The sequence below is a fragment of the Roseateles sp. DB2 genome (genome assembly GCF_051857535.1).
In the GTDB taxonomy this organism is placed as follows: Bacteria; Pseudomonadota; Gammaproteobacteria; order Burkholderiales; family Burkholderiaceae_C; genus Roseateles_B.
This window is the reverse complement of record NZ_JBPZGY010000009.1, coordinates 1-13,720: the sequence shown is the minus strand read 5'-3', so window position 1 is coordinate 13,720 and position 13,720 is coordinate 1. Positions and strand designations below refer to the sequence as shown.

The window sequence follows — 13,720 nt, the reverse complement described above, 5'->3', positions numbered from 1 at the left end:
GGCAACGGTGCGCCGCCGGGACGGGCCAGCAAAAAGGCGCCCGGGTGGGCGCCTTGCGAACAGGGTAGCTGCAGGAATCAGGCGGCCGGTACGTCCATGCGTTTGACGGCTTGATGGTGATGGTCCTGGAGCTTGTCCTTGTGGCGGCAGACCTGACGGTCCAGCTTGTCCATCAGCTGGTCAATGGCGGCATAGAGGTCTTCGTGAGCTTGCTCGACAAAGATGTCGCGTCCCTTCACATGGACGGTGACTTCGGCCTTTTGCCTGCGCTCCTTCTCCTTCTGCTTCTCCACCGTGAGCAGGACGTTGATGTCAACAACCTGGTCAAAGTGGCGGGTCACCCGGTCCAGCTTGGTCAGCACGTATTCGCGCAGCGCTGGGGTCACTTCAAGATGGTGGCCGCTGATAGTCAGGTTCATAAAGCCTCCTTTCACAGGGCTTGGTCGCGAGAAAGCATTGATGCTTGGGAACACTGGCGGACGCCATAAGCGGCCGCCCTTCTTCAGGGATACAGAGGTCTTGAGGGGGAGATTGAGGCGTCTTTGAAAGGTATGCGGCAGTCAGTAGCGGAGTGGAGAAATCGTTCTTGCTGCGATTCAGTGTGCTCCCTAAGCATGACTGTGACAAGCGTTTTAAAGCGCGGTCTGATGGCTTGCAGGGGTGCTCATTTGCTTCAGCGCAAAGGCGTGATGGAATGCGCGGTCGGGTGGCGTGCGGCGGCTGTGCTGCCTCAGGGCAAGCCCGCTGATATCGGCTGCCCCGGCGCCATAGAAATGCTTGATGCGCCCAGGGGCACGACGCGATAATGCGGCGGTCCCCACCACTGGAGCCCTTTTTGGACAGCGATCACCCTTGGTGACCGTCCACTCCAGCGTCCTGGTGCACGCGGCCTCTTGAGCTGGCCCTGCGTTGCGGCCGGTGTCCGGAGTGAGACGGGTCGCCTTCACCCCCTTCCCCGGACTTGGCCTGCCCTGCACGCTCGTCCATCGCCCACAGACTGTTCCCGCCGCACAGGGTTGTCGGCCGGACGCATGCGCTGGAGCCCTCATGCTCAATGTCTTCACGCTGGATAACGGCCGCCTCAAGGGCGGGCTGTTCCAGGACGAAATCGAATCCGCCGCCGATCTGGCCATGGCCCGCCCCGTCTGGGTGGACCTGGAGAATCCGACGTCCGAAGAAAAGGGCTGGATACGTGAACGCTTCGGGCTGATCATTCCCGAGGACATCGTCGACGACGACCTGGAGGAATCCGCCCGCTTCTACGAGGAAGACAACGGCGAGCTGCACATCCGCTCCGACTTTCTCATCGAGGACGACGAATCGGCCCGCAACGTCCGTGTGGCCTTCATCCTTCACCAGAACGTGCTCTTTTCGGTGCACAACGAGGACCTGCCAGTCTTTCGCCTGCTGCGCCTGCGCGCCCGCCGCATCCCGGCCCTGATCGAGGATGCCAAGGACGTGCTGCTGAAGCTCTATGACGCCGACGCCGAGTACTCTGCCGATGTGCTGGAAGGCATCTACGACAAGCTGGAGCGCATCAGCGCTCGCGTGCTGAAGAGCGATGTGAACGACGCCGAGGCTGGCGAGGTGCTGGCCGCCATCGCCCGCGAGGAAGACTTGAACGGCCGGATCCGCCGCAATGTGATGGACACGCGGCGGGCCGTCAGTTTCATGATGCGCAGCCGCATGCTCAACGCCGAGCAGTTCGAGGAATCGCGCCAGATCCTGCGCGACATCGACTCGCTGGACTCCCACACGGCCTTTCTGTTCGACAAGATCAACTTCCTGATGGATGCCACGGTCGGCTTCATCAACATCAACCAGAACAAGATCATCAAGATCTTCTCCGTGGCCAGTGTGGCGCTGCTGCCCCCGACGCTGATTGCCAGCATCTACGGCATGAACTTCAAGCACATGCCGGAGCTGGACGCGGAGTGGGGCTACCCCTTCGCCGTCGCTCTGATGATTGCCTCTGTGGCGGCCCCCTTCATCTACTTCCGCCGCAAGGGCTGGTTGCGCTGAACGTCCGCGCTTGGCGCAAGTTGGCTGCGGTGCGCCCGCGCTCTGGGGGCGCGTGGGGCGACGCCACCGTCCTGGCCCTTCGCAGTGCGGCGATAGGATTCGTCATTGGTGATGTTGGCGATCGCGTGATGCGAAGCGCGTGCGCTGTCCGAGATCGCCTGTATATCGATTTCGGCTGTAGCTTTACATCAGCCGGCAGGCAAGAAAAAGGGCTCCCGCAACAGCGGGAGCCCTGGACATAAAAGAAGCCGCAAGATGCCCCGGGACCAACGAGGGAGGGAGGGAGGAGGAGGAGAAGAGTCCCGGGATTTCAGCCCCAACACTGGGGAGATCTTGCGACTGAAAGCTTGTGGTTACTGTACTCGTTTGTGCTTTGGCTGTGTGAGAGCCGCTGGCGTACTTTTCAAACCTTTGCGCAAATCTGTAAATGATTTGGCGCCACACTTCGGATTGTTGGGCCTGGGCGTCGGGAGTTTTGCTACTTCTGTCCCTCGTGCTGGGTACAAGACCCAATTCCTGAGGACGAGTTTGAGGTGCTGGGCTTACGCCAAGCTTGAAGACACGGGGTTTCACCTGATAAAGATGGGATGGCGTGTCCCGCATTTCTGTGTCATGCGGAAATGCGACGCGTGCTGCCGTGTTGCAGACAGGCCTGGACGCCCCGCTTTTGCCAGGCTTCGGGGCGAATACCCGTGACTTGTCACAAGGCTGCAAGCCTGAACTGGTGAACTATGCGCGGGGCGCTTTCGTGGTGACCCTGTACAGGCGCTTTCCTGACGGTGGCGCTGCGGCACCCCTGCCTGCGGGGCCTTGCGGGGCCGGCAAGGTCGCTGCGTGCCATCCCGTTTAGAATGCCGCCCCTAAACCATAGGACGGACCATGCTCTACCCCGAACTCTTCAAGCAACTGGAAGCCGTGCGCTGGAACATGGACACCGACATCCCCTGGGACAAGTTCGATGCCAGCCTGCTTACCGAGGACCAGGCCCAGACCATCAAGATGAACGCGATCACCGAGTGGGCGGCGTTGCCGGCCACCGAGATGTTCCTGCGTGACAACCGTGACGACAGCGACTTCTCCGCCTTCATGAGCGTCTGGTTCTTCGAAGAGCAGAAGCATTCGCTGGTGCTGATGGAGTACCTGCGCCGCTTCCGCCCCGACCTGGTCCCAAGCGAGCAGGAACTGCACGAGATCCGCTTCGACTTCGATCCGGCGCCAGCGCTGGAGACCCTGATGCTGCATTTCTGCGGCGAGATCCGCCTGAATCACTGGTATCGCCGAGCTGCCGAGTGGCACACCGAGCCTGTGATCAAGGCCATTTACGAGACCCTGGCCCGCGACGAGGCCCGTCATGGCGGCGCCTATCTGCGCTACATGAAGCGTGCCATGCAGAAGTTCGGCGACGAGGCCCGCGCTGCCTTTGCCAAGGTTGGTGTGCTGATGGCCAGTGCCCGCCGAACGGCCCAGGCCCTGCATCCGACCAATCTGCATGTCAATGCCAAGCTCTTCCCGCGCGACACCATTCAGAGCCGTCTGCCGGATCCGGAGTGGCTGGAGAAATGGCTGGACAAGCAGATCCAGTTTGACGCTGTCTGGGAGACCAAGGTGGTCGAGCGCATCCTTCACAACATGAGCCTGCTGATGGAGCGCAGCTTTGCCAGCGTGCAGGAGCTCAACCGCTTCCGCAAGGAGGTCAGCGCCAAGGTCTCCGCCGCGGGTGCTGCCGAGCCCAGCCCGGCTGCCTGATCACCCTGAAGAACGCCCCATTGCAAAGCCCGCCGATTGGCGGGCTTTTTTGTGGGCTCAGGGAGGGTCAGCTGGCCTGGCGACGCTTGAGTACCAGCAGGTGGAAGCAGAGGGCAGCCAGGGCCAGTCCCCCGACAAAATGCGGCGAGGCCAACTGGGCGAAGGCGGCACCCAGGTCATGCAGCATCAGCTGCAGCAGGCGGGCGAAGCTCTCGTGCTCCAGCTGCTGGGCGGCGCCGCGGCCCTCCAGGGTCATGCTGGCATTGAACAGAGCCTTTCCGGCGCCTTCGAACTGGGCCTTCAGCAGCTGGGCCACCACACGGTTCTGATAGAGCTTGTCCAGCACGTTTGCGAGGATCACCGTGCCGCCGATCAGCACCGGCACACCCCAGCGCTTGAGCCAGGCCGCGGCCGCCATCAGGGCCATGAACAAGGGCGCCAGCCAGAGAGTCATCAGCAGCAGACCGATGCTCAGGCGCAGCCAGCCCAGGAAGGCCATGCCCATCAAGCCGCCCCAGGGCACCGCGGAGAATCCTGCGAAGCCGTGGATCTTGAGCATGGCGGCAGCGGCCATCACCGGACCGCAGACCAGGCCTACCGCCATGGCGGCCAGGGGCACCAGCAGAGCGTGGGTCAGCACGGTGGCACCGATGCTCTCCACATGGGTGGCCGGCAGGGACAGCCAGAACTCGACGGACCGGTCCTGTTGGTCGCGCCGGGACAGGCCGGGCAACTGGAACATGGACACGATCCAGCTCAGGGCGAACACGCCCACTACGCTGCCCAGCATGGCGATGGCGGCGACCACCACCGGCGGCGGGGGTGTGTTGTCGCCATCAACGATGGGGCCCTGGAGGGGCATCAGCAGCAGGATCAGTGCTGGCGGCACCAGCATCACCAGCAGCCAGCCAAGGCGGTGCTGCATCCACTCGCGCTGTATGAGGGTCTTGAATCGTTGTGCATTCATGGTCGGAGCTCCTTCAGGCCTCGCGGGGCTGCAGTTCTGGCTTGCGGGTCAGGGCGACGAAGAGGTCGACCAGGCTGGGGCGAAAGCGCTGGCCCAGGGCTTGGATGTCCGCTGGCGGCTCGCCGTCGAACAGCGCCGCCGAGCGGCCCTGCTGGCGATAGCGCAGCAGCGGGTGGGCACGGGCCACGGTGTCGGCAGCTGCCGGGTCGTGGGCCAGGGCCACGAAGCGCGAGTCCATCTCCTCCAGGCTGATGTTGAGCACCAGCTTGCCCTCGTCCAGCATCATCACGTCGGACAGTAGGCTCTCGATTTCCTCGACCTGGTGGGTGGAGATCACCACCGTGCGTTCGCCGTCGCACCATTCGTCGATGAGCATCTCGTAGAAGCTCTTACGCGAGATCACGTCCAGCCCCAGGGTAGGCTCATCCAGGATCATCAGCCGCGTGTCGATGGCGGCAACCAGGGCCAGGTGCAGCTGGGTCACCATGCCCTTGGACAAGGATTTGACCTTGTCGTTGAGGCTCACGCTGGTGCGCTTGAGCAGGGCGCGCGCCCGCTCGGCGGAGAACTGCGGCTGCAGGCCGCTCATCAGCGTGATCAGTTCATGAACACGGGCCCAGCGTGGCAACACGGCCACGTCAGGGATGTAGGACAGGCCCTTCAGCAGCTCAGTGCGTTGGCTTCGCGGATCCAGGCCCAGCACGCGCAGCTCGCCTTCGCCTCCTTGCAGGCCCACCATGGCCTTCATCAACGAGGTCTTGCCGGCACCGTTGTGACCCAGCAGGCCCACCACGCGGCCCTTGGGAATGTTGAAACTGAGGTGGTCGCAGGCCACTTTGCGGCCGTAGCGCAAGGTGAAGTCGCGTGCGCTGACCAGGGCCTCGGCGGTGTTGTTCGTGTTCATTGCAGGTCCTCCCATTGCAGATCCTTGGCGCCGATCCCCAGGCGCTTGAGCTTGTCCCGCAGCAGCGGCCATTCCTTGCTCAGGAACTGCTCGCGCTCGCTCTCCAGCAGACGCTGGCGGGCACCGGGGCGCACATACATGCCCAGCCCGCGTCGGCTCTCGACCAGGCCGTTGTCCGCCAGGGATTGCAGCGCGCGGCTGACGGTCAGCGGGTTGATCAGGTATTGAGTTGCCAGCAGGCGGACCGAGGGCAGGGCTTCGCCTTCAGGCGGGTTGCCGTCCAGCAGCTGGCTGGCCAGGCGGTCGGCCAACTGCTGGTAGATCGGCGCATTGTCGTTCCAGCTTTGCATGTCGCTTCAGGCCAGGAGCCTGCGGTGTGTTGCTGATGTAGCACACCATAACAATGACCCCCTGGATGGCCCAGGGGTGGGCGACAGACTGCAGGGGAAGGGGGATGAACTGCATCTGTCGAGTATGTCGGTTTGTGTCCCGGCCGATGCAAATCTGAGCCACTGTCGGTTTGCGCTGTAGTTCGAACTATTTGCGCTGTAGTTTGAACTCAGAAGGCCGTGGTTCGCGACTTTCTTGTGGGTGTAAGTTATTGATTTGATAAGGAAATTTTGGGCTGTGAGGCCATGGAATGGTCATGGCTGCGAAGGCCGCTCACTGCACATATGCACGCCTTTTGGAGCGCTGTGCAAGATTTGTAAGAAGGCGCCTGAGCAGCCAAACTCGCGCGCATGAACTGGTCGTGCGAGTGGCTGACTTGCAGCGATCTCGGGCGGTCAGCGCCGCGCGTCGCGCAGGAGGTGACTGGCACATTCCGGCCATCGCGTTAAGAGCTTGACTAAGGCTTAAGCGACTGGGCCGCGGCCGTTCTCTGCAGGTCACGTACCCAGCGCTGACTTCGATCGCAGCAACAGTCTGCTCTCTGAGTCACTAAACGGCCTGGACGAAATCAGCCAACTCGCTCAGGCTCGCCAATGCTCTTCAAGAGAGAGTTGTATTGCACCTTGTCTGAGGCATAGATCTTGTCCAAGACATAGTTGGCAACCTTGGCAATCTCTGGAATTTCAACGGGCTTAAAGCCTCTATCTGGAACAGCCTCTAGATGTGAGAACTCGTTGTTGAGACGATTGACAAGTGCAATGGCTGTGTCTTCCTCTTCCCCGAAGAACTTCTTGATCCGTTCAAAAGAATCGTTCTTGTCGTCGTGATATGGAAACTTGAAGAACAAAAATGCCTCTAAGAATTTGCGCAAATTATTGCCGAAGCCAAAGAATGGCTCGTGGTTTTCCGCGGCGGCAGCTTGATCCTTGCACTTATAGATTTGATGGAAGAGGTAGTGAAATTCTGTGATGTAGTCCTTGAGGTAAGAGGGCATAAGCATGATATTGCTTGAGGCGCCGTTTCTTTCAATCATAAAGTGTTCATGATCAGCAACACTTCTTGCCTTTGCTCCCTCTGCAGCTGGAAGCTTTTTCATCGGAATGGAAAGGCGCTTGAGGTATTTCAAGAAGTCCAAATTGTGCGTAGAGATGAAAAGTTGCTTGTAGCGGTACGAATTTGAGCCATCTGGCTTCTTCACTGGCTTGGTGATCAAGCTTTCAATCAAACTAAACATGAAGAAGATGTGGTTGCCGTCCAAACTTGAGATTGGATCGTCAATGTAGATGATTAGGTCTTTTCCCTTGCTCTCAGGCTCATCAAGCTTGGCAATGAAATAGCAGAAGGCGATCAGGCTGCATTCGCCTTCACTCAAGTTGTACGCCGACTTGCCATTTCGGGTGATCTCAAACTTGACGGTGGCTTTGTCCCCGCCGTCACGAGCTTCCAGCTTGATTCCGTCATGGCCGAAGAAGTTGTTGAGCAGGGCATTGACCCGTTCTGCCCCCTTGCGCTCATCCTTCTGTTTGGCCCTCAAGGCTTGGACCTCAGCCTCGGCGTCACGGATCTCTTTCTCCGCATCGGTGAAGACTGTGCCTGCCGTTTCGGAGGTGGTCTTGAGGGTGGCGATCCGGCCAAGCTCCTTGTCATAGGCGATGGCGTCTGCAAAGGCGAACACGTCAGCCAGGCGAAGCGCATCCCTGGCGGCGGCCTTGTCCTTTTCCAGCGAGGCAGTCTTGCCGTTGCTCGTGGCGATCAGTGCATTGATGTCGGCAACATGCTTTGCGATTTCCTGGGCATCATGGGTAGGGGGCTTGAGGGCTGTGGGCTGGAACAGGTTGTTCTTGCGAGTCTCAAGCGACTTCTTCAGCGCCTCCAGATCCTTTTTGTAGGCGGCCAATGCTAGGGACAGGGCTTTGCTGCTGACTTCAAACGCGGTGCGCTCGTCAGCGTAGAACTGCGCACCCGTGAAAGTGTTGAGTCCAGTGATGCTGCCGATCTCGTTCGTGACTGACGTGATTACGGCGTCTAAGGAAGCTTCCAGGTCGCCAGACTCCTTACTGAAATGCTCATCGAGCACCTGCCAAATGTCGTGCGGCAGGTCTTGTCGGCAGAAGGCGCAGGTGCTTCGCTTCTCGCGGTGGTGCCCCATACCCTGCTTGACCCAAAGTTGCAGTGCGCTCTCTTTGAGCAGTTCCTCAATGGCTTTGGTCGGCGTGATCGTCTTGGACAGTAGCGGTTCGGCAGTGGCCGTCAACGAGTCCAGCTTGAGAGTGACAACCAGGGTATCTGTGATGTCGGGTAGCGCTTCCTGCTTGAGAAGTTTGATCCGACCTGCTTGTTCCTCGGTCGTGAGAGCGACGAAGCCTGGCTTGCAGGTCGTGGCAATGTCACGTCTGATGTGCTCGATGTTGTAGATGGGGCTGCGGAAGTTCGGGTTCTTCTTGATCTTCTCGGCGGCATGTGAGCGCAGTTTGTCGTCCAACCCATTGCACGCTGTGGTGTAAGCAGACTTGGCGCGATCGCGCTCTTTCTTTTTGGCTTCAAGGTCAAATCGAAGGCCCGCCTTACCTTCCACGCTGCCAAGCTTGGCCTCTATCGCAGCGATGGCGTCGTCAATCTCTTTGTTCTGCTCGCCGACTATGGCAAAGGTCTTGATGACACCTCCGATATCCTGATTGACCAGAAAGCTGAGGTTGTCGGTAACGAAGTCGCGGTTGTAGACCCGCACGTCGTAGTTGTGACCTACGAGCCCTGTTTGGGTAACGGTGCCATTCTCCCCGTACACCGTGAAGGAAGAACCAACATAGTTCAGCGGAATTTTCTGCGTCTCCAATGCACGGAAGACGCGAGACAGGGTTGTCTTGCCTGAGTAGTTGCGCCCATAGAGGATATTGAGCCGCTGGAACTGCTTGACGTTTTTTCCGCTGTCGCGCACGGTCTTCTTCCATTCCAGACCTTGAAAGCTGCCAAAGTTGGCTATGTCAATTTGATTGATCACCGATTTCCTCCCCGGTAGTGGCTTTGCACCTATTGCAACTGAATGTTGACTCCGTCACAAGAGATGAGCAAAGCGGCCCACTCGAAACGTCGAAGATGCGCAGCGAGTAGCGAGATAGAAAATTGATTTGGACAATCGTCGTGACCTTGCTTAATCGCCTGCGCTGCAGCCGGTCGCAATGCGGCGCCCGCGTCAAGAGCCGCGGGCTCCAGTAGCGATTGGCCGAGGTGCTTGACGTGCCATGTGCGCACCTGATCTTCACGCTGCCGCAGCCGCCTGTTCCGCCTCGCTGCATTGGTTCGGCGTCAGCCGAACTGCGACTTTGATCGCCTGCTTTCTGAAGACGACGTTAGCAGGATGAATGTCAGCAATGAGGATTGGATTTCCAACGTGTCGCGGGTCGACGAACGGCCGCTGTCAGCCTATTGCTGACGGCCCAGTTCGACCGACAGCTCTGCAGCGGTTGCTGTCGCCGGCAACGAGCAGCCGAGGTAACGCTTTCTTTCTCAAAGCTGCCGTCGGCCCAGTTCGACCAGAGCTAACGCTCCGGCCGGAAGGCTTCAGGCAGAGCCAATGACGGTCAACATGAGGAGACCGGGTAGAACTGAACGGCTCTACATGAAGAGCCGGTACGGATAGACGCTTCTCGGCAGGTCCTGCACGTTCGCGATGGTGCGGGCGAGTCGCTGTGAGTACCTGATGCTGACCGGAACCGGGTCGTACAGCGCGTCGTTGTTCCAGTCCATCTTGGTCAACGCCAGCGCCTCATGCGCGATGAGTTCTAGCGAACCTTTGCCTGCGTGCCGGATGAGCTGCAGCGGCTTGGGAATGCTCTTACCGCCCTGGTAATAGTCGCCCTTCGTTGAGGCCTCTGGCGCATTGCCTGCGACCCAAACAAGGACTGAATTGCCCGAGCGGATCACGGTTGTTCCGCGCGGCACTGGGTACATCGCAGGCTTATATGGAGGGTTCTCGTGCCCCGACTCGATGAGCCAGACACCTCGCCAGCAGGACGCCGCGCCCACCTCGATGCATTCAATCTCCGCGACGCCGCTCAGGGCGTCGAATGCGCCGTCGATTTCCTCCTGTTTGAATGCCGTGGTCTTGTGGATCACGAGCCGCTTTGGCAGGACGCCCCCATTGCGACTTTGATAGAGTTCCAGACTTCGAGCCAAGACCGCACGCATGTCGTCGCGGCTGAGGAACGGGTTGCGCTTCGCTTCCGCCACATCCTCGACCGGATCACGCGCCTCGAATGCCACGAACTGCATGCCGCCGCCGTCCATGTCGAACACCTGTGAACAGCAGGTCACGTAGTGAGCGTCGCGGGCATCACCACGTAGCGCATACGCAAGACCGATGTACGCAGTGCCATCTGGCACACCCTTCAGCGGAGCAAGCTTCCATGGCGTCCCAGCAGCCTTCACGTAGAGCGCGGTCGAAAGCCGCCACGCCAGCGACGCTGTATGGCCAAAGGTGAACACGCGGTCATTCAACACCTGAGTCGGGATGTTGTACTTCGCCCCAAGTGCCTTCAATGCATCGTGAGCGTCGAACTCCTTGGAGCGAGTCGCAGGCTCCCAGGAGTCTGGGAAATGCACCAGCACGACGTCGAGCTCGTCACGCATACCGTCCAGGCGTCGCAGGGCCGCTTCCATCGCATGGAAGAGGCGCTGGTGGATGTCGCCGTCTCCCGGTAGGTCGTCTACGCGATCCGGCCACCGGACATGGGCCGCCGCAACCGCCGATTCGAGCTTCACGCGGTAGAGGGCTTCGAACCCTGGATACAGCGGGACGTACTCGGACTTATCGTGCGGCCGGTGCTGGTCCCGCAGCGAGGCCATCAGCGCGCCGCGGCGCTTGAAAGTGCCAACTGGGCCCACCGTCGCAATGCGAATCGCGGACGTGTAGCCGCCGAAGGAGCCCTTCGAAAAAGGGCCATGGTGCAGCAGCCCGCGAAGGGGATGCACAGACGTCTGCGTGTGGTCGGAGGGCGAAAACGCCAGCAGCGGCTCCTCGAGCAGTTCGAAAGGGGGCAGCTTTGACGATGCCATCACTTGGTCCTTTCGAAGTAAGGATGGTGATGGCCAGGCCGGCTCCACCCAGTCCGCGTGGAAATGGAGAAGGAGGCGTCGACGCCGGCCTGCTGATCTATTCCAAACGCGCGCACCGTGCCGTCTTTGGTTGTGGTCAGCATCGCGGCCCAGGCATCAATGATCTTGGCCCAGTGCTTGTTGTACTTGGTCGCCCAGTGCTCGCGGCGCCAGTCGCCTGCTGGATCACCCCCGCGGCGCCCGTAGTGCACCCCCAACGCTTCTTGAACGCTCGCGGCCTCCGTAGGAGGCGTCTGGTCCAGCAGCTCTCGCGGTATGTCCACGAAGGTGTACGGCTCGAAGCCGCACCACCAGCGGTCCTCGATCTGCTCCAGTTTCAGGAAGACCCCCTCGTGGAATGGAAAGTCGAGCTTGGGCACTTGGCCGGTCAGCCGGGCCTCATATGCGGCGCTGAGCCGCGCGAGGTCCTGGGCACGTTTGCGAGCCCATTCCTGGTCCTCGCCCTCCCTAGGTCCGGCGACCAGAAGGGAGTGACCTGAGCGCTTGTAGCGCGGTATCAGCGGTCTGTGCCGCGACAGCGCCTTCGTCAATGCTTCGTACAACAGACCCAGCGCCCAGCTGTCCTGCGTCGGATTCAGGTCCACCGTGCCTGCGAGTTGGCCCCCGACAGAGGCGAGCGCCGCGACTATCTCTTCGTCTTTGCCGAACACGGCCAGGTCGCGCCCATAGGCCGCGACAACCGCCTTGCAGTTCTGCTCCCTGATAAGGCCACGAGCCGCAGGCGTGGTCAGTGGTTGAGCCAAAGTAACCCTACGCGCCACCCGCGGCATTGACTCAATGAGCAGCGCAGAGAGGCGAAGCATCGGGTACTGCCGGGTCGCGTTCGATGGAAGCTCGACCGGCACCAGTCGAGGCGTAGGCCGGCCCTGGGTGACCATGTTCAAGAGCGGCGATGGAAGGTCCACTTCCTTGATGAGGTCCGCCGCCAGCTCGTCGAAGGTCGAGCACTCGACCACGGCGACATCCACGCCTGCATGGTGGGCGATAGTCAGGAACTCGGTGACCGCAGGTAGAAGCTTGGCGGCGGAGCTGGCAACCCAGTAAAGCCCGTTAGGGAACGGCGTCTTCTCCTTCAGCACCGAGGTCAGCGCCTCCATGACGGACTGATCGCGGCCGCTGTAGCCTACGAACACCATCCCGAAGCGCTGGCTCGCCTCAACCAGGACGTGCCTCATGGTCTCGTCCTGCTTCTCCAGCTCTGACCCGGTGTTCTTGATCCTGACGGACTGGTAGTCCCCGTGGAGCTTGGCCACCAGCGGCCAGCCCGATTCCTTCAGGCAGCGCATGGCTCGCTCGCCGGAGTCGATGGCAGCAACCGTGGGACGTGTTTGGTCAGCGACTTGCAGCAGCGCGTTGGCGGCCAGCACAGTGTCCTCGATGAGCGGATCGAAGTTGGTCGTAAAAACGCAGTCCACCTTGCGAGCCGCCATCAGGGCGCCGAGCACCTTGTGCCCGTAGCAGGGAGTCCCCTTCCTGACGGCGTCCTCGATGTACTGGCGACGATGGCGCTCCTGCGGGTACACCATCTCGAAGGCTGCGGCGTACTCGTTTGGGTCGCCATCCGGTGGCAGAACCGAGGTACGCCGGAAGAAGTCGTCCATACGGTCGATCCACACTTGGTCGCCCGCGTCGATTTCGCGCCGGGAGATGTCGTTGTGGCTGCAGAAAATCTTGGCCTTGAAGTCCCGGATCATGGCGTAGCCTGTCGGGATACCTGACGCAGCGGACGCGCCAGCACCCAGGAACCAGTTCACCAGGTTTGGCCTCAGGGCAAACGCCGTCGCGAACGCTCGCGACGTCATCGTCGGAATGGATTTCGTCACAACACTCCCTTGTGTCCTAGGTGTTGCGCTTTTCGCGCTATACGCCTCGCACCTTATGCGAAGCTTCAATATAGCGCCACGCTCAAGCCGGAATCGGCCGCCCAAGCGGACAATTCGCTAACTACTGGGTTAGCCGAATAGCATCGCGCGGGCGCCGGGCGTCCAATGCGACCACAGGGGGGAGGGGCAAGGCCACATGGCAAAAGACGATTCCGACGACACCTGGATTCGGGAGCTTGAGGCGCACGTCGCCCACCACCCTATCGTCATCCTGAACCTGGAGGAGCGCGAGCTGCATGGGCTGAAGGAGACCCGCGATGGGATGCGCCAGTTCTCGCTGACGCGCGCGCACGATGACGCCAGAGGCGTCTCCACCCCATGCATCTGCCTCTTCTTCGCTGAAAAACCGCGGCCATTCGGTGGACAGGCTGACCCACCAGCGGCCTATGCCGCGATCTTCAAGGCTAAGGGCGCGGCGACGACGTTCGACTCCAGGCTGACGATCCGCCGAGGTGTCGAGATTCAACCGAGCACGCCGGCGGGCCTCGTCAAACTCTTCAAGGGTGGGAAGTTCGAGCAGGACATCAAGAAGCGCCTCAACAAGGATGAACCCCTAGTCCCGCTGGGACCGAAGTAAGCGTCCTGGCATGTCATGTTGATCCGCTGAGCCGCGCCTAGGATGCTCGTATCCATCAACGACTTGATGGGTACGTACGCACTATGGAGCAAGCAGCGCCAGGCCGCCGTCGCCGAGTT

10 protein-coding genes are annotated in these 13,720 nt (G+C 60.6%); 3 read left to right on the top strand and 7 right to left on the bottom strand.

Annotation, left to right across the window (positions count from 1 at the left end):
- Window positions 1-77: 77 nt before the first annotated feature.
- Window positions 78-419 (bottom strand): ribosome hibernation-promoting factor, HPF/YfiA family, encoded by a 342-nt coding sequence (hpf, locus tag ACS5PK_RS14530; protein WP_439440975.1) that lies wholly within the window; start codon window positions 417-419, stop codon window positions 78-80.
- A gap of 628 nt (window positions 420-1,047) precedes the next feature.
- Between hpf and corA the strand changes: the two genes are divergently transcribed.
- Complete coding sequence (gene corA, locus ACS5PK_RS14525) at window positions 1,048-2,022, top strand: magnesium/cobalt transporter CorA (protein ID WP_439440974.1); 975 nt, start codon at window positions 1,048-1,050, stop codon at window positions 2,020-2,022.
- Window positions 2,023-2,901: 879 nt separating this feature from the next.
- Window positions 2,902-3,768: a ferritin-like domain-containing protein gene (locus ACS5PK_RS14520; protein ID WP_439440973.1), complete on the top strand. Its 867-nt coding sequence runs from the start codon at window positions 2,902-2,904 to the stop codon at window positions 3,766-3,768.
- Between the two features lie 67 nt (window positions 3,769-3,835).
- Here ACS5PK_RS14520 and ACS5PK_RS14515 read toward each other — a convergent pair whose 3' ends face one another.
- The 6 genes from ACS5PK_RS14515 to ACS5PK_RS14490 all read right to left on the bottom strand — a co-directional run bounded on the left by ACS5PK_RS14515 (window position 3,836) and on the right by ACS5PK_RS14490 (window position 12,964).
- On the bottom strand, window positions 3,836-4,735 hold the full coding sequence (locus tag ACS5PK_RS14515) for a hypothetical protein (protein WP_439440972.1): 900 nt from the start codon (window positions 4,733-4,735) through the stop codon (window positions 3,836-3,838).
- Window positions 4,736-4,748: 13 nt separating this feature from the next.
- Window positions 4,749-5,639, bottom strand: a complete 891-nt coding sequence (locus ACS5PK_RS14510) for an ABC transporter ATP-binding protein (RefSeq protein ID WP_439440971.1) — start codon at window positions 5,637-5,639, stop codon at window positions 4,749-4,751.
- Window positions 5,636-5,989, bottom strand: a complete 354-nt coding sequence (locus tag ACS5PK_RS14505) for a GntR family transcriptional regulator (protein ID WP_439440970.1) — start codon at window positions 5,987-5,989, stop codon at window positions 5,636-5,638. The genes ACS5PK_RS14510 and ACS5PK_RS14505 overlap by 4 nt, the downstream gene beginning before the upstream one ends.
- A 608-nt stretch (window positions 5,990-6,597) precedes the next feature.
- On the bottom strand, window positions 6,598-9,027 hold the full coding sequence (locus ACS5PK_RS14500; RefSeq protein WP_439440969.1) for an AAA family ATPase: 2,430 nt from the start codon (window positions 9,025-9,027) through the stop codon (window positions 6,598-6,600).
- A gap of 614 nt (window positions 9,028-9,641) precedes the next feature.
- Entirely contained in the window at window positions 9,642-11,081 is a 1,440-nt protein-coding gene (locus ACS5PK_RS14495; protein WP_439440968.1) for an argonaute/piwi family protein, read from the bottom strand.
- Window positions 11,081-12,964 (bottom strand): SIR2 family protein, encoded by a 1,884-nt coding sequence (locus ACS5PK_RS14490; protein ID WP_439440967.1) that lies wholly within the window; start codon window positions 12,962-12,964, stop codon window positions 11,081-11,083. The genes ACS5PK_RS14495 and ACS5PK_RS14490 overlap by 1 nt, the downstream gene beginning before the upstream one ends.
- A 196-nt stretch (window positions 12,965-13,160) precedes the next feature.
- On the opposite strand from ACS5PK_RS14490, the gene ACS5PK_RS14485 reads away from it, so the two are divergent.
- Window positions 13,161-13,601, top strand: coding sequence for a hypothetical protein (locus ACS5PK_RS14485; protein WP_439440966.1), 441 nt, complete (start codon window positions 13,161-13,163; stop codon window positions 13,599-13,601).
- The last annotated feature ends 119 nt before the right edge of the window (window positions 13,602-13,720 follow it).

What these genes read in the sequence shown, in the direction of transcription:
- hpf (WP_439440975.1), bottom strand. Translation starts at nt 419, where the DNA reads ATGAACCTGACTATCAGCGGCCACCATCTTGAAGTGACCCCAGCGCTG.
- corA (WP_439440974.1), top strand. Translation starts at nt 1,048, where the DNA reads ATGCTCAATGTCTTCACGCTGGATAACGGCCGCCTCAAGGGCGGGCTG.
- ACS5PK_RS14520 (WP_439440973.1), top strand. Translation starts at nt 2,902, where the DNA reads ATGCTCTACCCCGAACTCTTCAAGCAACTGGAAGCCGTGCGCTGGAAC.
- ACS5PK_RS14515 (WP_439440972.1), bottom strand. Translation starts at nt 4,735, where the DNA reads ATGAATGCACAACGATTCAAGACCCTCATACAGCGCGAGTGGATGCAG.
- ACS5PK_RS14510 (WP_439440971.1), bottom strand. Translation starts at nt 5,639, where the DNA reads ATGAACACGAACAACACCGCCGAGGCCCTGGTCAGCGCACGCGACTTC.
- ACS5PK_RS14505 (WP_439440970.1), bottom strand. Translation starts at nt 5,989, where the DNA reads ATGCAAAGCTGGAACGACAATGCGCCGATCTACCAGCAGTTGGCCGAC.
- ACS5PK_RS14495 (WP_439440968.1), bottom strand. Translation starts at nt 11,081, where the DNA reads ATGGCATCGTCAAAGCTGCCCCCTTTCGAACTGCTCGAGGAGCCGCTG.
- ACS5PK_RS14485 (WP_439440966.1), top strand. Translation starts at nt 13,161, where the DNA reads ATGGCAAAAGACGATTCCGACGACACCTGGATTCGGGAGCTTGAGGCG.